Origin of the sequence: Bacillus sp. PDNC022 (genome assembly GCF_016919285.1) — a bacterium.
GTDB classification, from domain to species: domain Bacteria; phylum Bacillota; class Bacilli; order Bacillales; family Bacillaceae; genus Bacillus; species Bacillus safensis.
On sequence record NZ_CP070345.1, the window covers coordinates 26,350 to 49,188 of the forward strand.

The following is a 22,839-nucleotide window of genomic DNA, read 5'->3' on the forward strand; positions in this document are numbered from 1 at the left end:
AGCATGTAGGGAATCTCTACATGCTTTATTTTCGCGGTTGTAAAATGCCTCCGATCAGATCACTGATCCCGCCGCCTCTATTTTCTTGCTGTGAATTGGTGAATTCATGAGAGGAGCTCTGGCTCTGAGGCTTATAGCGATTATCGTCTAAGCCAACCCGTAAGCCAGATGTGCGCTCAGATGGCTGGATAATGACGATTTGATCTTGTTCCTGGAACTCAAATAAGTAGGATTCGCCAGATGTTTGTCCAATGAAAGTTTTCCAGTTTACATCTAGTTTGACCTTCGGTGCTTTGCCCGTCCAAGCGACAATCGCGTCAGGGTCTACACGGCAGGGGGCTTTTAAGATGAGCGGATTTCCATTCGTTTTAATGGCGACCTGCGCTCCGTGACCTTGATAGGAAAGTTTTGATGTAAACAGTCCTTTTTGCGATAAAATACCAACGCCTACTGGTGTGACGCCGTAATGGCATTCCTCAGTAAAGGCAAGTAAATCTTCACTTTCTACACTTACATGCTGCCAAGGACCACTTGGCTCAAGATTAATCACTGTTACGTGCTCGCTTGCATCCGCCAAGTAGCAAGTACCTTGTCCACTCACTTCCATCATCTCAAGGTTTTCACCTGTGAATTTTCTGCTGATGTGGTTAAATACTTGACTGACCATATTTCCTTTATTCGTTCCGAGTAATCGCTTGCGGTATTGGAAACTTCCTTGATCGGCAATCATGGCGCCTTTTTTGGCAAAAAAGATTCCGCTGCCTTCTGCTTGTAAGGTAAGTTCTTCTATTGTGATGAAATGAAATCCCATAGGTGCCAGCTCCTTTCCTGCATCAAGATGTGAATCCATAGATGCGGCATAAATCATTTAAATCTAGAGTAGTCCCTTGCCCGGTCGCGGTGATTTTCCATTCCTCCTGATCTCTCGTGAGTTCAGCGCATATAATGGATGTACAATACGAATAATCCTCTGTTAACTGAAAGGTACAAATCTCTTGCTGCGAGATTTGATCAGTAAGGCGCACGTAGGCATTGGTGACTTGTCCAAAATGATGCTGGCGTTCGTGAGCATCATGTATCGTGGCTGTGACGACAATTTTGTGAATGTCAGGTGAGACTCTGCTTAATTGCATAATGATCATTTCATTGTCTCGATACCCTCCGCCAAATTGATGATCACCAAGATGACGAACAGCTCCGTCTAAGCTTTGCTGCTGGTGATAATAGATCAAATGCTTAGGGGACAACAGCTTGTCCTCTTCATTTAAAAGAAACGCTTGCGTATCTAAATCAATTGGCTGACCAGCCAGGTCCCAGCCAAGCCCGATATGAATTTGGTCGATCGCTGGATTGTCTTTTGTTAAATCTAACTTTTGCCCTTTCATAAGGTGTTTCTTGAGCACCTCATGGGGTACGTCTTGTTTTGACCCATTGTTTATACTCATGCTGATTTCCTCCTCGTTGTCATAGGATCAACACTGATTCATTTACGTCATATAGGGATAAAAGGTTTCATGATTAACATTGGGTGAAGTTGGAAATGATAAAAAGGTTTTAGCAACAATACCTCATTTTAGATACAGACGAATTGGAACCACTCGTTTGTTTCACTTTTGATAAAAATTCTTCAGAGAAATGTGATCTGTGGTATGATGTTTTACAAGAAGCAAGGACAGGATATGAGGGATTTCACATGCATGTATTTAAAGACTATTATCATAATACGGTCAAGCTCTCTTTTGAGGAGAAGCCTTTTTCAAGTCATCCTAAGCATGTTTGGGCTATCTGCCGCTACCAAGGGAAATGGCTGCTCACTGAACATGAGGATCGGGGCTATGAGTTTCCAGGAGGGAAAGTTGAGCCGAATGAAGAAGCAGACCAAGCCGCTATACGGGAGATTCAAGAAGAGACGGGTGCTGTTGTTCGTGAATTAACGTATATTGGTCAATATCAGGTGCTGGGCAGAGAAAAGGTCATTGTCAAGAATATTTATTTCGCTGATATTGAAAGGCTAGTGAAGCAAGACACGTATTTTGAAACGAAAGGACCCGTTCTTTTCGCAGACTTGCCAAAATCCATCGCAAAAAATAAGAATTTCAGTTTTATTATGAAAGATGATGTGTTAAGACAAAGTCTTGCTTATTTAGAAAAGAACGGTTTGATTCGTTAAAAAAAGCGCAGGGAGACAATCCCTGTGCTTTTTTATTTTTGAAGAAAATGGCGTTCGAGCCATTCCACTAGCTGGTACATGATGGTCGCAAACACGGCAATAATGAAAAGACTTAAGAACACGAGTGTAAAGTTGAAGACTTGAAAGCCGTAAATGATCATGTAGCCGAGCCCTTTTGAAGAAACAAGAAATTCTCCTACAATGACCCCAACCCAAGAAAGGCCGACATTGACCTTGATAGCAGAAATCATCGTTGGAATACTAGCTGGTAAAATGACCTCGCGAAAGACGACGCTTTTTTTCGCACCAAAGGTTTTCATCACCTTTAAATAATTCTCATCGACCTCTTGAAAGGCTGTATATATGACGATCGTCGTAATGATCACACTAATGATTGCGCCCATGGCAACGATGCTGATCATGCCAGGCCCAAGGGCAACGATTAAAATCGGGGCGAGGGCAACTTTTGGCATGGCATTTAAAATGACTAAATAAGGATCGAGAACGTTTGCCAGGCGGGTGGACCACCATAGGGCGGCAGCGAGCAAAATGCCGCAAAAGGTACCAAGTAGAAATCCGAGCACTGTTTCAAATAATGTAATACTCATATGATTCACTAAAGACCCATCGGATATTTTTTGTACAAACAATTGGCAGACCGCAGATGGTGAACTAAATATCAGTGGATCGATGAGACGAAAATGACTGGCAAGCTCCCAAAGCGAAAAGAAGCTGGCGAAAATAATGAACTGATAGATTCGGGTCATGCGTTTTTCCATTCGGTATTTTTTGCGATAGGCTTCATGTAAAAGGTCACTGTGTTTCAACTGTTTTCAGCTCCTTCCAAATTGTTTGAAAGAGCTCTTGGAAACTCTGGGTCTGTCTTGCTTTAAAAGGAGAAAGAGTCCTCAGATCATCTGGAACGGTAAAGATTCGCTGGATCGAGCCAGGATGCTTTGAGAATAAGAAAATGCGGTCACTCATCGCAATGGCTTCGCCGATGTCATGTGTCACAAGGACCGCTGTTTTTTGATAGTTTTTGAGTGTATGAAAGACGAGATCCTCTAAAGTGAGTTTGGTTTGGTAGTCTAGAGCTGAAAAGGGTTCATCTAGTAATAGAAGACCGGGATTCACTGCAAGCGTTCGGGCGAGAGCCGCACGCTGCCTCATGCCGCCTGACAGCTCCTTTGGGTATTTTTCCTCCACATCATGAAGGCCAAGCTTAGGCAGTAAACCAAGAGCAGCGGAGGTGGCTTCATGTGAATCTTGCTTGGTAATTTTTAACCCTAGAATGATATTTTCCTTGATGGTTTTCCAAGGGAACAAATAATCTTGCTGGAGCATGTAGCCGATTTGATGCTCCTTTTGATTCGGTTCTTTTCCTTCGATTAAAATGCGGCCTTCAGAGGGCGGCGTGATTCCTGCAATGATAGACAAAAGGGTGGTTTTTCCGCAGCCGCTGGGACCAATAAATGAGATAAATTCTCCTTGGTCTATCTCCATATTGATGTGCTGTATGGCCGTTGTTTTTTCTTTTAAAGAGAAGTACGTGTGGGTCACATGGTCAATTTGAAGGAAAGACATGTGCTACCTCCTATTCTATTTGTGATCTGTGACCTTCTTTGCAATGGATGAATCGACAAGTTGTTTGTACGGGATAAATTTCGGCAATTCATCGCTCTCCTTCATGATTTCCTGCAATTTGTTCCATTCCTCTTCATTCAGAAGGGGATCTGTTGCATAGGAGTCCTGCTGTTTGTAACGTTTGATGGCAGTTGATAAGACATCAAGTTCTGTGTCAGGAAAATGAGATTGAATGGTTTTGGCGATCTCCTCCGGCTGTTTGGCTTTTACCCATTTCTGCGCTTTGTAAATGGCACGAGTGAAGGCTTCTGCTGTCTCTTTGTTTTCCTCTAAGTAACTCTTCTTTGCCATGAAGGTGGTATATGGCACTTTCCCGGAAGCTTCTCCAAAGGAGGCGGTAATGTACCCTTTGCCTTCTTTTTCAATTAAGGAAGCTGTCGGTTCGAATAACTGCACAAAATCGCCAGTTCCAGAGGAGAAAGCACCTGAAATGTTGGCAAAATCAATATTTTGAATCATGCGGAGATCCTTTTTTACATCAATGCCTTCCTTTTTCAGGACATATTCACCGACCATTTGCGGCATGCCGCCTTTCCGCTGCCCAAGAAAGTCTTTTCCTTTTAATTGATCCCAAGAGAATTCGCTCACTTTCTCCCTTGAAACAAGAAATGTACCGTCTGTTTGTGTCAGCTGTGCAAAGTTGATGATAGAGTCTTTTGTGTCTTGAGCCTCTACATAGATAGAGGATTCAGATCCGGTCAGGGCGATATCTGCGCCGCCGGATAAGAGAGCTGTCATCGTTTTATCGCCGCCCCAAGTCGTTTTTAATTCTACCTCTAGCCCTTCTTCTTTGAAGAAATCCTCAGCTAAGGCAACATATAGCGGAGCATAAAAAACCGAATGGGTCACCTCGGCTACTTGTACGGTCTGCTCTTGTTCTTTTTTACAGGCGACAAATGGAATAAAGAGCAGGACAACGACGATGAATGCCAGTCTGACTTTGATGGAACGATTCAAGAGTAATTCGCCTCCTTTGTTCTAGATCACTAATTAAAGTATGTCAAAAGGGATTTTTGGTGAGTGCCTAGATGAAAATAAGAAGCGCATTGTTTATTTATAGAACGTGTCTTTTTTTCTATACTAGAAGCATGAATACTTTCTTGAATTTGGAAGAAATAAAGGAGCGGTTTCGTGTATAGAGTGAGTTGGGTATTTCTTGGATGGTATTTAGTAGGGCTCATATTAATGGTCTCTTTTGGAGTACCAGCATGGCTTCAGTTTGCAAATGGCATTTTTCTTGTGCTGTATGCCTGCTGTGTGATAGAGATTGGGCGAAATATTTATGGATCATGGGGGTTTGTGATCAAAAGGGCAGCCATTGTCGGGGTGCTGACATTTACGGTTGAATGGGTAGGGATTACAACCGGGTTTCCTTTCGGAGCCTATGACTATTATCCGACGTTAGGTTTTCTAGTGGCAGGGGTGCCTTTAACCATTGCTTTTGCATGGGTTGGTGTGTTTTTAAACAGCCTTTTTTTATCCACTCAGCAGTCGAAATGGAAACGAGCTGTCGAAACGGGGATATGGATTGTCTTGCTTGACCTCATATTAGACCCAGTAGCGGCTGAACGGAAATTTTGGGTGTGGTATGACGGCGGTGGATTTTATGGTATTCCTTTTGAGAATTTTGTGAGCTGGGGTATGATTGGAGCAGGACTTTCCTTTCTCTTCCCGCGTGTTCAGGTTGGTCAAAAGGCCCTCAGCTGGACGAGTCGTATTTATCAGGCAATGGTGTTCTTTTTTGGTGTGCTGGCATTAAAGGGCGGGCTTGATGTCATTTTTTATTTAGCACTGATCATTGTTATTTTGTGTGAAGGAAGGGTTCAATTTGAAAGAAAGCGACAAAAGCCGATCGTTTAGACGTATATTTTCTCTTTATCTTGAGCGGTATTTACTTCATAAACATTTCCGCTGCGTGATGATGAAAGGCGCTGTGGATCCAAACGAGAAGCTGCCTGTTCTTTATCTCGCCAATCATAGCTCGTGGTGGGATGGACTGATCATCTTTCTTTTAACAGAAAAAGCGTCTGGGCTCGATCACTATATGATGATGGAAGAGAAGCAGCTGAAGCAATATGCCTTTTTCCGAAAGCTTGGTGCGTTTCCGGTTCATAAAGAGAATCTGAAAAGTGTGAAGCAAGCATTAATGACGGCAAAAGAGAACATGCAGGCTGGCGGGGCTGTATGGCTTTTTCCACAGGGGAAAATCATGCATCAGGATATGAGGCCGCTTGAATTGGAGGGCGGGGCTTCATTTTTAGTGAGACAATTTGAGCAAGTCGTGGTGAAGCCTGTGACCTTGCATTATACATTTAATCAATTTCAAAAGCCGACAGTATCTGCTTTGTTTGGTGAAGATACCTTAGTATGTGGCGGAGAGCTTCGAAGCAAGGAAGTGACGCATCTGCTTAGGGATCTGCTTGAAACGCAGTTAAACGCACATCAAGCACAGGTCATCGCAGATCCTGATTTTACAACTAATCAAGAATTTAGACAGATGACGAGGACAAGTCAGTCAACAAGTGATGCGTTTGATTCCTTTAAAAAGTGGGTGAAAACATGGCGGTCTTCTTAACCGTAATCAGTGTACTCTTGCTCTGTCAGTTTATTTTCACCATATGGAATATGAAGCAGCTTCCTGTTTTAAAGCCAGCATCCATTTCGCCTGATGAACTTATTTCATTATCAATTCTGATTCCAGCGAGAAATGAGGAAAAACGAATAGAAGCCTGTCTTCAGTCGATCGTTGATCAACATCTTTACCCGAAAGAGCTTATCGTCCTTGATGACCATTCTACAGACCAGACAAGAGCGATAGTGGAGCGCTTCGCAGAAACATATCCGTGGATCCGTGTCCAGTCAGGACAGCCATTAAAGCGGGGCTGGCTTGGTAAATCATATGCCTGCTCTCAGCTCGCTGAGGCAGCAGCTTCTGACTGGCTGTTATTTTTAGATGCGGATGTCCGGTTAAAAAGAGGGGCAGTTGAATCAGTATATAAGCAGTTATGTATGCAAAAAACGGGCATGCTGTCAGGTTTTCCAGAACAAAAAACAGGCACATTGTTTGAGCATCTTGTGGTTCCTATGATGATGTTTACCATTGGCTGTCATCTGCCAGTAAAATGGGTAAAAAAATCTAAGAATCCCGCTTTTGCCGCAGCACATGGCGGTTTTATTGCCATTGAAAAGAATTGTTATTACGACATTGGCGGGCATGAAGCGATCAAGGATTCACTAGTTGATGATATGGCCTTGGCTAGACGGGTGAAGGAAAAAGGCTTTCCGTTCACCCTTGCAAGCATTCATCCATTTGTGTATATGAGAATGTATGAGAGTGGACAAGAGGTTTGGGAAGGTTACCGCAAAAATTTGTTCCCGGGCGTGAATCGAAGCATTGCTTTATTAAGCAGTGTCTTTTGTTTACACACCCTCCTTTATTTGGTTCCTGTCATTTGTTTCATGATCGCATTGTTTCAGCTGGATGTTTTGAGCATATGCTTAGCCATTCTTTGCTATGGGCTGGGTGTGTCGATTAAAGCGGCAATAGATACTGAAAATGGGCGGACATCTGCGATGGCTTTTTTATTGCCGGTCAGTATTTTAAGCCTGATCGCCATTGGCTTTGCTTCTATGAAAATCGGTCTGAAAAAAGAAGGGTATGAATGGAAAGGGAGAAGGTACGAATGAAAAAAGTGATCATCATCGGCGGCGGACTAGGCGGATTATCAGCAGCGATCCGTCTACAGTCACGCGGGGTTCAGGTCACCATTTTAGAAAAAGAAGCGGCTTTAGGCGGGAAATTGCAGCGTCATTATGGGGCAGGCTACTCTTTTGATTTAGGACCGAGTACCATTACAATGAAGGCATATTTTGAAGAAGTGTTTACAGCTTGTCATAGACGGATGGAGGATTATGTGACCTTTTATCCGATTTCTCCGCTTACTAAAAATATTTTTTCAGATGGACATACGGTCGAGTTTACGCCGAATATTGAGCAAATGGAATCACAAATTGCTGCATTCAGCCCTGAAGATGCGAAGCAATACCGTGCATTTTTGCAGGAATCAAAGATGCTTTTTCAAAAGGCAGAGGAGCAGTTTTTAAATCGTTTGTTATTGAGCTGGAAGGATAAGGCGGATGTAAAGCTGATGAAAGCACTTCTCGCTGTCAAACCGTTCACATCCGTTCAGCGCCTGCTGCGTCAATATTTCCGTCATCCTCATACATTGGCGATGTTTGGACGATATGCCACTTATATCGGCTCTTCTCCCTACGAGGCGCCGGCTATTTTTAACATGATGGCGTATTTAGAAGGGGAGAAAGGGATTTATGGAATACAGGGCGGTACATATCGTTTAGTTGAGGCATTTGAGACACTGGCAAAAGAATTAGGCGTTCAGATTCACCTCAATGAACAAGTGAACAAGATTCATGTGAAGGATCGGCGGATCAAAGGAGTGGAGACGGATCAGCAGATGTATGAGGCAGATCAAGTCGTTGCAGGAGCAGATGCGCTGACTGTATACCGTCATCTCATAGATGAAAAAGACCGTCCTCATTTTTTAAATCAAAAACTTTCTGGCATTGAACCGTCGTTATCGGGCTTTGTTCTCTTATTAGGTGTACCTAAAGTCTATGAACAGCTGACCCATCACAATGTGTTTTTCCCTGAGGATTACGAGCAAGAATTCAAGGATATTTTTCAGAAAAAACAACTGCCTCAAGACCCGACGCTTTACATATGTTATTCAGGTCATTCAGAACCAGCTTTAAGCGGAGGACCGGGAAGAAGCAACCTGTTTGTACTGGCTAATGCACCTTATGTGACAAAAGAGCAAGATTGGGACATGCTAAAGGAGACATATCGTCAGCATATGAAAACCAAATTAAAAGAAAAAGGTCTTTTTGATTTGGATGAGCTTATTGAATATGAAGCGGTTCAAACCCCGCTTGATCTGCAGCAGAAAACGGGTGCATATCGTGGAGCCATTTATGGCATGTCTTCAAACTCTTTCAAACAGGCGTTCTTTCGCATCAATAATCAGTCAAAGGACATTGAAGGACTGTGGTTTGTTGGGGGGACAAGTCATCCTGGCGGGGGCACGCCAATGGTGACAAAATCAGGTCAGCTTGTCGCAGAAGCGATGCTGAAGCAATGGACATAATCAGAGATGAAAAGGAGAGAAATAGAGTGATTGTGGAAAAAAGAAGGTTTCCGTCGCCCCATCCGCATATTCACTTATATACTGTGACCTATGAGGCAGATGGACTTCGGATGAAAGGGCTGCTCGCTGAACCGGCAGGAGAAGGTTTCTACGACGGCTTTTTGTATTTACGAGGCGGCATTAAAAATGTAGGGATGGTCAGACCTGGCCGGATTGTGCAATTTGCCGCGCAGGGCTTTGTCGTCTTTGCTCCCTTTTACCGAGGAAATCAGGGAGGCGAAGGGAACGAAGATTTTGCCGGAGAAGACCGAAAAGATGCGTTCGCTGCCTTTCAGCTGTTAAAGCAGCACAAAAAAGTGAAGAAGGATCGCATTCATATCTTTGGTTTTTCTCGAGGCGGTATTATGGGTATTTGGACCGCTGTTGAAATGAAAGAGGAGGCAGCTTCCTTTGTCACATGGGGAGGCGTCAGTGACATGAAACTGACTTATGAAGAGCGTGTAGATATGAGACGGATGATGAAGCGTGTGATTGGCGGCCCGCCGCATAAGGTGCCAGAGGCATATGAGAACAGAACCCCTTTAAATGTTGTGGATCAAATTGAAGCACCTGTCCTCATCATCCACGGAGAAGAAGATCAAAATGTATCGATTGAGCATGCGTATTTGTTAGAAGATGCGCTGCGCCAGCACGGGAAGTCCGTGGAGACGTGGTATTTCCACGGATACAACCACTACTTCCCGCCGCAGCATAATCGAGAAATTGTGAGAAGGCTGACCACATGGATGCACAGCCGAAAAAGCGGAAATGTGGTAAAATAAGCAGTATAACGAAATATAGAAAGTAGGGGGATTTTCATTATGGGAATGCCTGTTGAATTTAATACAATGATTGTCACAAAGGGAAAAGAGACAAGAATTGAAGAAAATGTATTTGAACTCATGAAGGATGGATACCGCATTTATCCACTAAATATTCCACTTGAGGTGCGTAAAACGAAAGACGGAGAAAAAACAGGGACAGCACATGTTGAAAAGCTGGAGCTGACAGACAATGTCACGAAGGTGACGTACCGTCTTGTATCATTACATTCAACAAACTAAAAAAAAGCTGAGGGATTGAATCTCCTCAGCTTTTTTCATTTGGTTAGACGAGTGGTCCGCCTTTGGCTTCAATATCACTTGCCGCGTGGCTGAATTTTTGGAAGTTCTTTTTAAATTCATTGGCAAGGAAGTGTGCTTTTTCTTGATAAGCCTTTTGATCACCCCATGTTTTAGCAGGTTGAAGCACTTCATCTGGTACACCAGGAATATGAAGCGGGATGTGTAATCCAAAGATGTCATCAGTGATCATCTCGGCATTGTCAAGGTCACCTTCGATTGCTGCCTGGACCATTGCTCTTGTATGAGCGAGATTCATTCGTTTGCCTGTACCATAGCCTCCGCCAGTCCAGCCTGTATTCACAAGGAATACTTTAGCGCCGTGCTCATCAATCTTTTTGCCAAGCATTTCAGCATAGACGTGAGCTGGAAGCGGGAGGAATGGTGAACCGAAGCAAGTAGAGAATGTCGTTTCTGGTGATGTGACGCCGCGCTCAGTTCCAGCTAATTTACTTGTGTACCCGCTCAAGAAATGGTACATTGCCTGTTCTTTTGTTAAACGGCTGATTGGAGGTAATACGCCAAACGCATCAGCTGTTAAGAAGACAATGGCAGATGGATGTCCTGCGATACTTGGTTTCACGATGTTATCAATCATTTCGATTGGGTAAGCAGCGCGTGTATTTTCAGTAAAGAATGTATCATCGTAATCCGCTTCACGTGTTTCTTCATCAAGCACAACGTTTTCAAGAACTGATCCGAAGCTGATCGCTTTGTAGATCTGTGGTTCTTTTTCTTCACTTAAGTTCACACATTTCGCATAGCATCCGCCCTCGATATTGAAGACACCTGTGCCAGACCAGCCGTGTTCGTCGTCTCCGATCAGCTTGCGGCTTGCGCTTGCAGAAAGCGTCGTTTTCCCAGTGCCTGAAAGTCCGAAGAATAAGGCTACATCGCCTTCTTGACCTACGTTTGCTGAACAGTGCATGGATAAAATATCTTGCTCAGGAAGCAGGTAGTTCATCACAGAGAAAATGGACTTTTTCATCTCTCCTGCATATTCTGTTCCACCGATAAGAATCGTGCGTTTCTCAAAAGAAACGATGATAAACGTTTCAGAGTTTGTGCCATCTGTTGCAGGATCCGCTTTAAAGTGCGGTGCAGATAAGATGGTGAAAGGTTTTTCGTTTGAAGAAGGTGTTGATCCGTCAGGTCGGATGAATAGCTGCTTGGCAAAAAGATTGTGCCATGCGAATTCGTTTACAACTGTAATCGGCATACGGTATCTTTCATCAGCTCCGGCAAATCCTTCAAAAACGAATAGTTCATCACGTTCTTTTAAGTATGACACAACCTTTGTATATAAACGGTCAAATGCTTCTTTGGAAATCGGCTGGTTGACTTGACCCCAATCGATTTTATGTTCAGAGCTTTCTTCTTTGACGATAAATTTATCTTTAGGCGAACGTCCTGTGTAGGCTCCAGTTGTGGCGCGGACAGCTCCTGTTGATGTTAAAACGCCTTCATTACGTGCCAAAATCTTTTCAACAAGTTTCGGAACAGATAAATTTTGGTGCGTATTTTCTAATGAGAGCAATGACTGCAAATCTTCTTTTAAATCCACTGAGTTCATAAAAAAACCCTTCCTTTACCGTTGAATTTGTTTGTTTCGATTAGTATAACACATTAATAATAATAGTCTATACTATTTAAAAATTTTTGTGTGTGTTTTTTCATTTCTGCTATGAAAATATGCTTTTTGGTGATGCTAATGGTGAGGAGAAAAAAGAGGGAGATAATTCTTATGAAGCATTGACATGACGCAAGTGTTTAAGATAAGATATCTTATTGAACGGATACTCTTATCCCGAGTTGGTGGAGGGACAGGCCCGATGAAGCCCAGCAACCGGTTTCTTATGAAAAAGGCATGAAAATGCTGAGAAACCAAGGTGCTAACCTGATGCAAGGTACAAGAACACCTTGAGCGATAAGAGTGAAAGGCATGCGATCTCAGACCCTTTCCTCGCAATGAAGGAAATGGTTTTTTTATTTTTGGGATATCATATGAACAAATTGCCAATAACATCTCTAATATAAACGTTTTTAAATATAAGAGGGAACGAGTTCCGTATCATATTGGAGGCCTCATCTTGGGATGATGTGGTCTTGTACAGGAGGAAATAGCCATTATGAGTCAAAATCGTCGTTTATTTACTTCAGAATCAGTGACGGAAGGACATCCGGATAAAATCTGTGATCAAATTTCAGACAGCATTTTGGATGAAATTTTAAAGAAAGATCCAAATGCACGTGTTGCCTGTGAAACTTCTGTTACAACCGGTCTCGTATTAGTAAGCGGTGAAATTACAACGTCTACTTATGTCGATATTCCAAAGACGGTGCGTGACACAATTAAGGAAATTGGCTACACGCGTGCGAAATATGGTTTTGATGCGGAAACATGTGCGGTACTTACATCAATTGATGAACAGTCTGCTGATATTGCGCAAGGTGTAGACAAAGCGCTTGAAGCACGTGAAGGAACAATGACTGAAGAAGAAATTGATGCGATTGGTGCAGGTGACCAAGGTTTGATGTTTGGTTTTGCTAACAACGAAACCGAAGAACTCATGCCGCTGCCGATTTCATTAGCGCATAAATTATCTCGCCGTTTAACAGAAGTACGCAAGGATCAAACACTTGCATACCTTCGTCCAGACGGAAAAACACAAGTCACAGTTGAATATGATGAGCAAAACAAACCAGTTCGTATTGACACAGTGGTTATTTCTACGCAGCATGCACCAGAAGTGACGCTTGAACAAATTCAAAGTGACTTAAAAGAGCATGTCATCAGCCCTGTCGTTCCAAGTGAACTGATTGATGAACAGACAAAATACTTTATTAACCCAACTGGCCGTTTCGTCATCGGTGGACCTCAAGGGGATGCTGGTTTAACTGGACGTAAAATCATCGTTGATACGTATGGCGGATACGCTCGTCATGGCGGTGGAGCTTTCTCAGGTAAGGACGCAACGAAGGTTGATCGTTCTGCGGCATACGCTGCTCGTTACGTAGCGAAAAACATCGTAGCTGCCGGCCTTGCAGATTCTTGTGAAGTACAGCTTGCCTATGCAATTGGTGTAGCACAGCCTGTATCGATTTCAATTGATACATTCGGAACAGGAAAAGCTTCTGAAGAAAAATTAATTGAAGTGGTTCGTGCAAACTTTGATCTTCGTCCAGCTGGCATTATTAAAATGCTTGACCTGCGTCGTCCGATCTACAAGCAAACAGCTGCATACGGACATTTCGGCCGTCACGACTTAGATCTTCCGTGGGAAAAAACGGATAAAGCCGATACACTTCGCAAAGAAGCATTGGGACAATAACAACATAGAAAACCGCTTATTTTAAGCGGTTTTCCTTTTGATTAAAAAAAAATCTGCAAAAAGCGAAAAAATGTGAAACAAAATCGGACAAAATACTGTCTAATTATAGGTCTACTTTTAAGAAATAACATAACGTGGAGGCAATAATATGTGTGGGTTTGTTGGTGTATTTAATCACCGTCCATTGTCCGAAACTACTGAACAGGAAGAGCTAATTAAACAAATGAATCGTCTCATCGTTCATCGCGGTCCGGATGATGAGGGTTACTTTCATGATGAGCATGTAGGATTTGGATTTAGACGTTTAAGTATTATAGATGTTGAGCACGGAAAGCAGCCGCTTTCTTATGAAGATGAAAAGTATTGGATTATTTTCAACGGTGAAATTTATAACTATGTGGAGCTGAAGGAAGAGCTTGTGAAAAAGGGCTATACGTTCAGCACAGACTCTGATACAGAAGTACTTCTTGCCACATACCGTCATTATAAAGAAGAAGCGGCTTCTAAGCTTCGCGGCATGTTTGCATTTTTAATTTGGGATAAAGAAGCGCAATTATTATATGGCGCAAGAGATCCTTTTGGCATCAAACCGCTTTATTTTACACAAATGGATGAGCAAGTGTACTTTGCGTCTGAACGCAAAAGCTTGATGGCAGTAAGCGAGAACATTTTATTTGATGAGACATCCTTGCAGCAATACATGTCATTCCAGTTCGTACCTGAGCCAAATACACTTGATCAAAAGGTGCACAAAGTAGAGCCTGGTCATCAGTTTACTTTACGCCCAGGACAGGAGATTGAATTTAAGACTTACTGGAAAGTTCAATTTAAGCCTGAGCAAACACAAGAACAGAAGCTGATTGAAGAAGTACGCGATGCAATCTATGATTCTGTGAAAGTTCACATGAGAAGTGATGTTCCTGTTGGTTCATTCCTATCAGGTGGTATCGATTCTTCTTTCATCGTATCTGTTGCAAAGGAATTTCATCCTGAGCTGAAGACGTTCTCTGTTGGCTTCCAGCAGGACGGTTTTAGTGAAGTAGATGTGGCGAAGGAAACGGCTGATAAGCTTGGCTTACAAAACTTCAGCGCTGTGATTTCTCCTGAGGAATATATGAATGAGCTTCCGAAGATTGTCTGGCATTTAGATGATCCTTTAGCTGATCCGGCGGCGATTCCTTTGTATTTCGTGGCAAAGGAAGCGAAGAAACAAGTGACGGTTGTTCTTTCTGGTGAGGGAGCAGACGAGCTGTTCGGTGGTTATAATATTTACCGTGAGCCGCTTTCTCTTAAACCATTTGAATCTGTTCCATCTATGCTGAAAAAGCTTCTTCTTCGTCTGGCGCGCTTAATGCCAGAAGGAATGAAAGGAAAAAGCTTTATCGTCCGCGGCTGTACACCATTAGAGGAACGTTATATCGGTAATGCGAAAATCTTTGAAGAGCCAGTAAAGAAAAACCTCTTAAAGCAGTATGATCCGAACATTACGTATCGTGATGTGACGAAGACATACTTCGAGGAAAGTGCAGGCTACAGTGATATTAACAAAATGCAATATGTTGATATCCATACGTGGATGCGCGGAGACATCTTACTGAAAGCAGATAAGATGACAATGGCGAATTCTCTTGAGCTTCGTGTTCCATTCCTTGATAAGGTCGTATTTGAAGCGGCTTCTAAAATTCCAGAAGAGCTGAAAACAAAAGATGGCACAACGAAATATTTATTGCGTAAAGCAGCAGAAGGCATTGTGCCTGACCATGTGTTAAACCGCAAGAAGCTTGGCTTCCCTGTTCCAATTCGTCATTGGCTGAAAAATGAGATGAACGCTTGGGCGAAAGACATCATTAAAAACAGTCAAACAGACGAATATATTAACAAAGAGTATGTGCTTGATTTGTTAAATGAACATTGTGCTGGTAAAGCAGATCATAGCCGTAAGATTTGGACTGTCCTCATCTTTATGATTTGGCACAGTATTTACGTAGAGCGCAGTATTGATCCAGAGCAATTGAATCATCAACCGAAAGAAGTCATCTTTAGTTAATGAAAAAAGGTTTTCAGCTTTGTGCTGAAAACCTTTTTTGTCATGATAGAAAGTGGCGGAAAAGGGTAAAATAACAAGCGGTTCATAGTTATTGCTTAATATCCTGAAAAAAACATGATAAAGTGAAGATACACGTATGATGTTAACGAGATAAAAGGGAACGATAGTATTGTCCTTTTTCTACATATTCTCTGCGGATTCGGTCCATGTCTTGGATATCTTCATCTGTTAACAGCCGAACGACCTTGGCTGGACGGCCAAAAGCGAGTGATCCTTTTGGGATGACCTTTCCTTGAGGGACAAGACTTCCTGCACCGATAAAGGCGCCTTCGCCAATCTCCGCACCATCGAGAATGATAGACCCCATGCCAATGAGGGCATTTTTTCGAATGATTGAGCTATGTAATGTGACTTGGTGTCCAATGGTAGCACCATCTTCAATAAGAAGTGTTTTTCCAGGACTTTGATGCAGGCACGATAAATCTTGAATGTTGACGTTCTTTCCAATTCTCACAGGTGCAACATCGCCTCTAATGACGGTTTGGAACCACACGCTCGAATATTCTCCAATTGTGACATCACCGGTAATGGTGGCGTTATCTGCGACAAAGACCGATTCATGAATCTCAGGTGTAAACTGATGATATGGATAAATCACTTTTTCGACTTCCTTTCTTAATACAACATTTGTGAGGTGTTTACTTTGTGGACTTGGCATGCTGAAAGACCAGTTGGTACAATTGTGATTGTACATGGTGCGAGTGAATATCACGGCCGATATAAATGGCTGATTGAAATGTGGCGGAATGCAGGCTATCACGTCGTCATGGGTGACTTGCCTGGGCAAGGAACATCGACACGTGCGCGAGGCCACATTCGTTCGTTTCAAGAATACATTGATACAGTCGATGAATGGATCGAACATGCGAAATCATTCAGACTTCCTACTTTTTTACTTGGACACAGTATGGGTGGACTCATTTCAATTGAGTGGATGAAGCAGTATACCCATACAAAGTTGAATGGCCTTATTTTATCATCACCTTGTTTAGGTCTGCAATTTAAACCGAAGAAGCTGATGGATTTTGCGTCAAAAGGTCTAAATGTGCTGGCACCGTCCTTTAAAGTGGAGTCAGGTCTGTCGATTGAACTAGCCACACGAAATCAGGCGGTCATTGAGGCAGACTCAAATGATTCTCTTTACGTGACAAAGGTGTCGGTTCGCTGGTATCGAGAGCTGATCAAAAATATCGATGCGGCGATGCAGCCGACGAATGTCTTTAAATCGATCCCGCTCCTTTTAATGCAGGCGGGTGATGATAAGATCGTCGATAAAACGAGGGTGATCAAATGGTTCAATGGCATAGAATCAACCAATAAATCATACCGTGAATGGGAAGAGCTGTATCACGAAATTTTTAATGAACCAGAAAGAGAAGATGTGTTTAAGGCGGCAAGAGCCTTTACAGATCAATATATTTGATTGTGAGCTTTAAGTTGGGGGTGGAGTGATTTGTCAGTACCAGAGCGTCCTTTTGCACTGATGACAAAAGTGTATAAAGATATTTTTCCGCTTGTTCATCAGGAGCTGAAAAAGTGGCGGGCTCATGCAGAATTGATTGAAAATGAAGAACTGAGAACGCAGGCACTAGCGAGCTTATCGAGTAAAACGTTTCACTGTGAAGGCGGAGGCATTTTATCTCTTCTAGCAGGTGAAGAGAAAGAAACGTGTATAGAATTTATTGTGGCGTATCAAACTATCAGTGATTACTTAGATAATCTATGTGACCGCAGCACGTCGCTTGATCCAAAGGATTTTCATATGCTGCATCAAGCGATGAGAGATGCGCTTGATATTCATGCTGAGCTCAAGCCATACTATCAATTCCGTGAGGATCAAGAGGATCATGGATATTTACATGCGCTTGTCCGCACATGTCAAGACGTGCTTACGCGCCTTGAGCATTATCCAATCATTCAGCCATATTTACATACGCTGTGTGATTACTATAGTGATCTGCAAGTACATAAGCACGTTGTTCCTCATGAGCGTGTGCCAAGGCTAGAGTCGTGGTTCCGCCAATATGAAAAGGATTTGCCGAAGATGGAATGGTATGAGTTTTCAGCTTGTGCAGGATCAACGTTAGGGATATTCTGTCTTGTGGCGTATGCGCTGCAGCCTGATTTTACAGAAAAGCAGGCGAAGCAAATTTATGAAAGCTATTTCCCTTATATTCAAGGTCTGCACATTTTACTCGATTATTTAATTGACCAAGAAGAGGACCGGCTTGGGGGAGATCTGAATTTTTGCTCATACTATGATTCTCATCATGAGATGATGGATAGACTTCAGCATTTTATCGAAAAAGCGGATGAGCAGCTGAAAGGTATTCCGCACGAAAACTTTCACAAATTGATTAACAGAGGATTACTGGCGGTCTATTTGTCCGATGAAAAAGTGACAGCCCAAAAAGAAATGAACAAGCTGGCAAAACGGCTGATCAAATCAAGCGGGAAAACATCGTTCTTTTTCTATATTAACGGAAGAGCCTATCGGACCTATCAGAAAATGCCTTGGATGAAATCATCATAAAAAAGCTCAAATCCATTAGGATTTGAGCTTCAGCGTGTAGACAAACCATCGCATTCGGTGTCAGGTCTGCGCGCCGGTACTCACGAATGTCAAATTCGCTCCGTTCCGGTGCTTGCCCTTCCTAGGGCTGCAAAGGTTTTCTATCACGCTGAAAAGAAGAAAAAAAGCTAAAATGCACATCATTTTAGCTTTTTTTCAATGGCGACCACAAAAGGCGGGTCGTTTTGAATATTCATGTATTGATATGATAAAACTTGTACCTCTTCATGAGGCAGTGATCTGCAATAGTCGAGAAGCACTTCTTTTTCTCTTTTACCTTCGGGATGTCCGTGGTAGATCACAAGGACGATCAGACCTCCAGGTTTGAGCCATTCGAGGAGTTGTTTGATCGCTTCAATGGTTGTATGAGCCTGAGTGGTGACGGCTTTATCGCCTCCGGGCAGATACCCAAGGTTAAACACTGCACCAGATATATGTCCATAAACATCCTTCGGCAGATGATCCGCCAGTTTTTCATGTCCATCATGGATCAGGTGAACGTAAGGATATTGATCGCCAAGCCTTTTGCTTGTCTGCTGCAAGGCTTCCTCTTGCACGTCGAATGCAAACACTTGTCCATCAGTTCCTACAAGGTCAGCTAAATAGAGTGTATCGTGGCCGTTTCCCATTGTTGCATCTATGACGATGTCACCTTTTTGACACGCGCGTTCTAACAGCTCTTTACTAAAAGGAAGCATGCGTTTCAAAATCATTTGGCTGCTTCTTCCAATCTGACGAAACGTTTCCCTTGGTAGCTGTTCCGTCTTTCGAGCTCAGCATTAATGGCATTTAGCACTTCCCACTTGTTTACACTCCACATCGGACCAACCATTAATTCAATTGGGCCGTCGCCTGTAATACGGTGAATAATCATTTCTGGCGGCAGGATCTCCAGCTGATCACAAACAAGCTGAACATATTCCTCTTGGCTTAAAAACTCAAGCTTTCCTTTTTCATATTGCTTGACCATTGGGGTTCCTTTTAAAAGGTGAAGCAAATGAATTTTAATTCCTTGCACATCTAAATCCGCAACAGCTTTTGCTGTTTCCATCATCATGTCCCGATTTTCAAGAGGCAATCCGTTGATGATATGCGAGCAGACACGAATTCCGTGTTTTCGCAGTTTTTCTACACCTTCAACGTAGCATTCATAATCATGAGCACGGTTAATGAGCATAGCTGTCCGTTCGTGTACCGTTTGAAGACCAAGCTCTACCCACAGGTAAGTGCGCTCGTTTAATTCGGCTAAGTACTCCACTACGTCATCCGGCAGACAGTCAGGTCTTGTTGCAATGGATAGACCTACGACGCCATCCAAATTCATGACGGTTTCATATTTTTCTTTTAGGACAGGAAGCGGCGCGTGTGTGTTTGTATACGCCTGAAAATACGCCATGTATTTTCCGTCTTTCCATTTTGTATGCATCCGGTCTTTGATTTCGTTAAATTGAGTGATAAGATCATCAGCCCGGTTTCCTGCAAAATCACCAGATCCAGCGGCACTGCAAAATGTACAGCCGCCGTGGGCTACAGTACCATCACGGTTTGGACAGTCAAAGCCGCCGTCTAAGGCTACTTTAAATACTTTATGACCAAAGTGTTCACGCAAATGATAATTCCATGTGTGATAACGTTTTTCGCTGTTTGAATATAAAAAAGGGTTATGCTGATCCAAGTCAGTAACCTCCTTGCATAATAATAGGCATCCTTAAAGTTTAACAAAAATCATGAAGGAGGACAATTGAATCTGTCCAACATTTTCTTTAGTGAAAAAGCTTTACATGGGCAAAATAGGCGGGAGCGATGATGAAATGGAGGGAATGTAAGATGGCAACAAGGCAGTCGATCGATGAATTTATCCAAAAAAGTACTGAAACCCTTGAGTTTGCAAATGAACAATTTGATTTAAGCTCACGTCAGGAACATTATAATGAGGAAGAGTTTTCTAAAGCACAGCTCATGCTTGAGAATACGGTCAACGAATTAGAAAAATTAAAAGATGTCGCCAATGACCAGCAAAGAGAACGATTAGACAGGGCGCGTGTTCAAATTCAGAGCTTGCAAAATCAAATGATTTTAGGGATTTCTTACGATAATGAATGATGAACAGATCCTTCTTTTAAGGGTCTGTTTTTTATTTTTTTAATAAGTTATTGACTTTTATGTTGGGTGTCTATATTGTATTAAGTGTACTACATCAACTAATACACTATAGACACTTAAAAAGTGAAGAAAGGTGTTCAACCATGAAAAAAGAAAAAAAGCCAATTAATTTGAAGTGGATGGTGCTGGCTGTTGCGTTAGCATGTACATTTTTTTTCGTTCTCGTTTTCATTGGTTTTGAAGTTCAAAAAGATTTGATACCCAATTCAGTTCCTTTAATGCAAGGACATGAACAAGCGATAGGACTGCAAAAGCATGAATGAGGAAAGAGGGAGTCATCATGATTCAAATAGATCCAAGAAGCGCTGCGCCAATATATGAACAAATCATTGAGCAGCTCAAAATTTTATGTTTAAAAGGCGTGATGAAGCCTGGTGACAAACTGCCCTCTGTTAGAGAGCTCGCCACCATTATCATTGCCAACCCAAACACCGTCAGTAAAGCGTATAAAGAGCTAGAGCGGGAAGGGATTATTGAAACTCTGCGGGGCCGCGGTACGTATGTAACAGAAGGTGCTCAGTTAAAGCTGAATGAAGGGAAGGTGCTCCAGATGAAAGAACAGTTAAGACAACTCATCATAGAAGCCCATCATGCTGGTATTGATATTCATCAGCTCAAGGAATGGCTAGAAGAGATCGGCTCAAGTCTAAAAGGAGGAAAACAAGTTGATTGAGGTCAGAAATGTATCGAAGAAATTAAATGGACGCGAAGTACTCAGCGACGTTTCCTTCAAAATAGGCGAAGGTGAGATCTTCGGTCTGCTTGGCCGTAATGGCTCTGGGAAAACAACACTTCTCAGATTGATTCAGCAAATTCTTCTTCCAGATGAAGGAGAGATTTATTTTAAAGACGTACTGGTGAGAGACCACCCTTTAGTAAAGCAAAATATTGTATACATGCCGGTCGTGAATCCTTACTTTGACAGATACAATTACGGACAGCTTGTCCAGCTGTTAAAGCATATTTATCCAAAATTTGATGTGACCTATGCCAATGAGCTTGTGAACCGCTATGAAATTCCGGAAAAAGTGAAGTATCGTGAATTGTCGACAGGGTTAAAGAAACAGCTGTCATTAATTTTAAGCTTTGCCATTAAACCAGCGGTCATTTTATTAGATGAGCCGACTGATGGAATTGATGCCGTCACAAGAAATGACGTTCTTCAGCTGATGATTGACGAGGTGGCAGAACGACAAACAACGATTTTAATTACATCTCACCGCTTAGAGGATATTGAGCGCATGTGTAATCGAATTGGATTTTTAGAAGGAAATCAGCTCACAAGTGTCATGGATTTAGATGAATTAAAGAATGACTATGTCAAAATCCAAATGGCCTTTGAAGAAGATATGAACTTAAGTATTCGAAAAAATGGCGTGGCGATTTTGGATCAAGCGGGCGTTTTCTATACAGCGCTTGTTCTAAAAACCGACGTAGAGGCTAAAGAGTATTTGAAGTCACTGAAACCAAAAGTATGGCATGAACTGCCTGTAAATTTAGAAGAAGTATTCATTGCGAAGTTTGGAGGGAAACGCAGATGGTAAAGCGGCAATTATTATATAAGGAGTGGAAGCAATCAGAGCTGACATTCATTTTAGTGATGCTTGTTGCTGCGCTTGCGACGCCCTTCGCATTTTTAATGGATTATTCTTCTTTTCAATCGTGTCTAAACGATACTGGGTGTATTGTCAATTCACCGCGTTTTTCATATTTCTTTAATACAGATGCTTTTCTCTCCCTTTCTTGGTTAATGGGGTTCTTCTTTGCTGTCATTCAGCTTGGATTTGAGAGAAATAAAGGGCATATGGACTTTACCTTATCTTTACCATTTAGTAGAAGTGCAATTTATCACACAAAGTTTTTCTTAGGTGCTGGAATCATTGCAGTCGTTCATGCCATTTCTTTTGTTCTTACTTATTTACTTATTTTAGGACTTAATCCAATGGAAACATCTGGTTTTCATAACGGTTATGTCATTTCGCTTGTAACCTCCTTGATGTTTTATAGTTTATTTTTTGCAGCGGGTACTTTAACTGGAAGTTCCATTTCACAAGCAATTGTTGGGTTCAGCACAGCTTTTTTACCCTTTTTAGTGATCGGATTACCGCTTCTTCATTTAGATATTATCATCAAGACAAGTGGTAGTTGGGTAGATAAGAGCTTCACGTATTTGTTAGTGCCTATGTCTCCAATTACTTATATTACAATGCACCCTTTCCAACCCGATTATCCTTATTGGTTCACGGGTGAAGAATTCATTATACCTATTGTCATGATGGTTCTGTTCTATCTAATTGGCTTAATTAGTTTTATAAAACATCCAATTGAAAGAAATGGCCGCTTCTTCCTTTACTCAAATATGGATAGACCGATTCAGATTATGGTCATTGTCTTCGGTGTTCTAGGGTTTGGGTGGTTTGGATTTGCTTCAGATAATTCCATATTTGGTTATATCGCTGGCATGCTCATCGGTGGAGCTGTGGGCGCACTAACGAGTTATTTCTTAATCTATCGAAAAAGATAAAC

Annotated in this window: 25 protein-coding genes and 1 riboswitch; of the genes, 16 read left to right on the forward strand and 9 right to left on the reverse strand. The window is 42.2% G+C overall.

Features of this window, described 5'->3' with window-relative positions; all coding sequences use genetic code 11:
• Positions 1 to 25: 25 nt before the first annotated feature.
• Positions 26 to 811, reverse strand: coding sequence for an AIM24 family protein (locus tag JVX94_RS00245; protein WP_144485020.1), 786 nt, complete (start codon positions 809 to 811; stop codon positions 26 to 28).
• Between the two features lie 22 nt (positions 812 to 833).
• Entirely contained in the window at positions 834 to 1,445 is a 612-nt protein-coding gene (locus tag JVX94_RS00250; protein ID WP_205184195.1) for a TerD family protein, read from the reverse strand.
• A 248-nt stretch (positions 1,446 to 1,693) separates the two neighbouring features.
• On the opposite strand from JVX94_RS00250, the gene ytkD reads away from it, so the two are divergent.
• Positions 1,694 to 2,170, forward strand: coding sequence for an RNA deprotection pyrophosphohydrolase (ytkD, locus tag JVX94_RS00255; protein ID WP_095409353.1), 477 nt, complete (start codon positions 1,694 to 1,696; stop codon positions 2,168 to 2,170).
• 32 nt (positions 2,171 to 2,202) lie between these two features.
• On the opposite strand, the gene JVX94_RS00260 is transcribed toward ytkD, so the two are convergent.
• From JVX94_RS00260 to JVX94_RS00270, 3 genes are read right to left on the reverse strand one after another with little or no spacing between them, the layout of a single operon-like run.
• Positions 2,203 to 2,949, reverse strand: coding sequence for an ABC transporter permease (locus tag JVX94_RS00260; protein ID WP_377970562.1), 747 nt, complete (start codon positions 2,947 to 2,949; stop codon positions 2,203 to 2,205).
• A 34-nt stretch (positions 2,950 to 2,983) separates the two neighbouring features.
• Positions 2,984 to 3,754: an ABC transporter ATP-binding protein gene (locus JVX94_RS00265; protein ID WP_034279407.1), complete on the reverse strand. Its 771-nt coding sequence runs from the start codon at positions 3,752 to 3,754 to the stop codon at positions 2,984 to 2,986.
• A 15-nt stretch (positions 3,755 to 3,769) separates the two neighbouring features.
• Positions 3,770 to 4,771: an ABC transporter substrate-binding protein gene (locus JVX94_RS00270; RefSeq protein ID WP_144485014.1), complete on the reverse strand. Its 1,002-nt coding sequence runs from the start codon at positions 4,769 to 4,771 to the stop codon at positions 3,770 to 3,772.
• Positions 4,772 to 4,945: 174 nt separating this feature from the next.
• Between JVX94_RS00270 and JVX94_RS00275 the strand changes: the two genes are divergently transcribed.
• Genes JVX94_RS00275 through JVX94_RS00300 form a run of 6 tightly spaced genes read left to right on the forward strand, consistent with a single transcriptional unit; the run spans position 4,946 to position 10,082 of the window.
• Positions 4,946 to 5,674, forward strand: a complete 729-nt coding sequence (locus tag JVX94_RS00275) for a carotenoid biosynthesis protein (RefSeq protein ID WP_095409350.1) — start codon at positions 4,946 to 4,948, stop codon at positions 5,672 to 5,674.
• Positions 5,643 to 6,389, forward strand: a complete 747-nt coding sequence (locus JVX94_RS00280; protein ID WP_111291873.1) for a lysophospholipid acyltransferase family protein — start codon at positions 5,643 to 5,645, stop codon at positions 6,387 to 6,389. Before JVX94_RS00275 ends, JVX94_RS00280 begins: the two co-directional genes overlap by 32 nt.
• Positions 6,374 to 7,501: a glycosyltransferase family 2 protein gene (locus JVX94_RS00285; protein ID WP_205184197.1), complete on the forward strand. Its 1,128-nt coding sequence runs from the start codon at positions 6,374 to 6,376 to the stop codon at positions 7,499 to 7,501. Before JVX94_RS00280 ends, JVX94_RS00285 begins: the two co-directional genes overlap by 16 nt.
• Positions 7,498 to 8,979 (forward strand): phytoene desaturase family protein, encoded by a 1,482-nt coding sequence (locus JVX94_RS00290; RefSeq protein ID WP_205184199.1) that lies wholly within the window; start codon positions 7,498 to 7,500, stop codon positions 8,977 to 8,979. Before JVX94_RS00285 ends, JVX94_RS00290 begins: the two co-directional genes overlap by 4 nt.
• 26 nt (positions 8,980 to 9,005) lie before the next feature.
• Positions 9,006 to 9,800: an alpha/beta hydrolase family protein gene (locus tag JVX94_RS00295; protein WP_095409346.1), complete on the forward strand. Its 795-nt coding sequence runs from the start codon at positions 9,006 to 9,008 to the stop codon at positions 9,798 to 9,800.
• Positions 9,801 to 9,839: 39 nt separating this feature from the next.
• Positions 9,840 to 10,082, forward strand: coding sequence for a DUF2584 domain-containing protein (locus tag JVX94_RS00300; RefSeq protein ID WP_025092385.1), 243 nt, complete (start codon positions 9,840 to 9,842; stop codon positions 10,080 to 10,082).
• Between the two features lie 43 nt (positions 10,083 to 10,125).
• Here JVX94_RS00300 and pckA read toward each other — a convergent pair whose 3' ends face one another.
• Positions 10,126 to 11,712 carry a phosphoenolpyruvate carboxykinase (ATP) gene (gene pckA, locus JVX94_RS00305; protein WP_205184200.1) on the reverse strand — a complete coding sequence of 529 codons (1,587 nt, stop codon included), beginning with the start codon at positions 11,710 to 11,712 and terminating at the stop codon, positions 10,126 to 10,128.
• Positions 11,713 to 11,938: 226 nt separating this feature from the next.
• A riboswitch (SAM riboswitch) is annotated at positions 11,939 to 12,073 on the forward strand.
• A 195-nt stretch (positions 12,074 to 12,268) separates the two neighbouring features.
• Here pckA and metK point away from each other — a divergent pair.
• Together metK and asnB are read left to right on the forward strand one after the other, a co-directional pair.
• Positions 12,269 to 13,471: a methionine adenosyltransferase gene (metK, locus tag JVX94_RS00310; RefSeq protein ID WP_095409345.1), complete on the forward strand. Its 1,203-nt coding sequence runs from the start codon at positions 12,269 to 12,271 to the stop codon at positions 13,469 to 13,471.
• A 148-nt stretch (positions 13,472 to 13,619) separates the two neighbouring features.
• Positions 13,620 to 15,518 (forward strand): asparagine synthase (glutamine-hydrolyzing), encoded by a 1,899-nt coding sequence (gene asnB / locus JVX94_RS00315; protein ID WP_144471460.1) that lies wholly within the window; start codon positions 13,620 to 13,622, stop codon positions 15,516 to 15,518.
• A gap of 142 nt (positions 15,519 to 15,660) precedes the next feature.
• On the opposite strand, the gene JVX94_RS00320 is transcribed toward asnB, so the two are convergent.
• The gene (locus tag JVX94_RS00320; protein WP_024426216.1) at positions 15,661 to 16,176 is read right to left on the reverse strand and encodes a gamma carbonic anhydrase; all 516 of its coding nucleotides are present in this window, start codon (positions 16,174 to 16,176) and stop codon (positions 15,661 to 15,663) included.
• Between the two features lie 45 nt (positions 16,177 to 16,221).
• On the opposite strand from JVX94_RS00320, the gene JVX94_RS00325 reads away from it, so the two are divergent.
• Positions 16,222 to 17,001 (forward strand): alpha/beta hydrolase, encoded by a 780-nt coding sequence (locus JVX94_RS00325; protein ID WP_024424906.1) that lies wholly within the window; start codon positions 16,222 to 16,224, stop codon positions 16,999 to 17,001.
• Positions 17,002 to 17,031: 30 nt separating this feature from the next.
• A complete protein-coding gene (locus JVX94_RS00330; RefSeq protein ID WP_205184202.1) occupies positions 17,032 to 18,111 on the forward strand; it encodes a tetraprenyl-beta-curcumene synthase family protein in 1,080 nt (359 codons plus the stop codon).
• A 179-nt stretch (positions 18,112 to 18,290) separates the two neighbouring features.
• Here JVX94_RS00330 and mnmM read toward each other — a convergent pair whose 3' ends face one another.
• Together mnmM and mnmL are read right to left on the reverse strand one after the other, a co-directional pair.
• A complete protein-coding gene (mnmM, locus tag JVX94_RS00335) occupies positions 18,291 to 18,863 on the reverse strand; it encodes a tRNA 5-(aminomethyl)-2-thiouridylate-methyltransferase MnmM (protein ID WP_205184204.1) in 573 nt (190 codons plus the stop codon).
• Positions 18,860 to 19,825, reverse strand: coding sequence for a tRNA modification radical SAM protein MnmL/YtqA (mnmL, locus tag JVX94_RS00340; RefSeq protein WP_017358356.1), 966 nt, complete (start codon positions 19,823 to 19,825; stop codon positions 18,860 to 18,862). The genes mnmM and mnmL overlap by 4 nt, the downstream gene beginning before the upstream one ends.
• 152 nt (positions 19,826 to 19,977) lie before the next feature.
• Here mnmL and JVX94_RS00345 point away from each other — a divergent pair, with 152 nt between their 5' ends.
• The 5 genes from JVX94_RS00345 (at position 19,978) to JVX94_RS00365 (ending at position 22,837) form a co-directional block, all read left to right on the forward strand.
• Positions 19,978 to 20,253 (forward strand): YtzC family protein, encoded by a 276-nt coding sequence (locus tag JVX94_RS00345; RefSeq protein ID WP_024424902.1) that lies wholly within the window; start codon positions 19,978 to 19,980, stop codon positions 20,251 to 20,253.
• A gap of 143 nt (positions 20,254 to 20,396) precedes the next feature.
• Positions 20,397 to 20,576, forward strand: a complete 180-nt coding sequence (locus tag JVX94_RS00350; RefSeq protein WP_039180825.1) for a hypothetical protein — start codon at positions 20,397 to 20,399, stop codon at positions 20,574 to 20,576.
• A gap of 17 nt (positions 20,577 to 20,593) precedes the next feature.
• Positions 20,594 to 20,986: a GntR family transcriptional regulator gene (locus JVX94_RS00355; protein WP_024426212.1), complete on the forward strand. Its 393-nt coding sequence runs from the start codon at positions 20,594 to 20,596 to the stop codon at positions 20,984 to 20,986.
• The gene (locus JVX94_RS00360) at positions 20,979 to 21,857 is read left to right on the forward strand and encodes an ATP-binding cassette domain-containing protein (protein WP_048239150.1); all 879 of its coding nucleotides are present in this window, start codon (positions 20,979 to 20,981) and stop codon (positions 21,855 to 21,857) included. Before JVX94_RS00355 ends, JVX94_RS00360 begins: the two co-directional genes overlap by 8 nt.
• Positions 21,851 to 22,837 carry an ABC-2 transporter permease gene (locus JVX94_RS00365; protein ID WP_205184207.1) on the forward strand — a complete coding sequence of 329 codons (987 nt, stop codon included), beginning with the start codon at positions 21,851 to 21,853 and terminating at the stop codon, positions 22,835 to 22,837. The genes JVX94_RS00360 and JVX94_RS00365 overlap by 7 nt, the downstream gene beginning before the upstream one ends.
• The last annotated feature ends 2 nt before the right edge of the window (positions 22,838 to 22,839 follow it).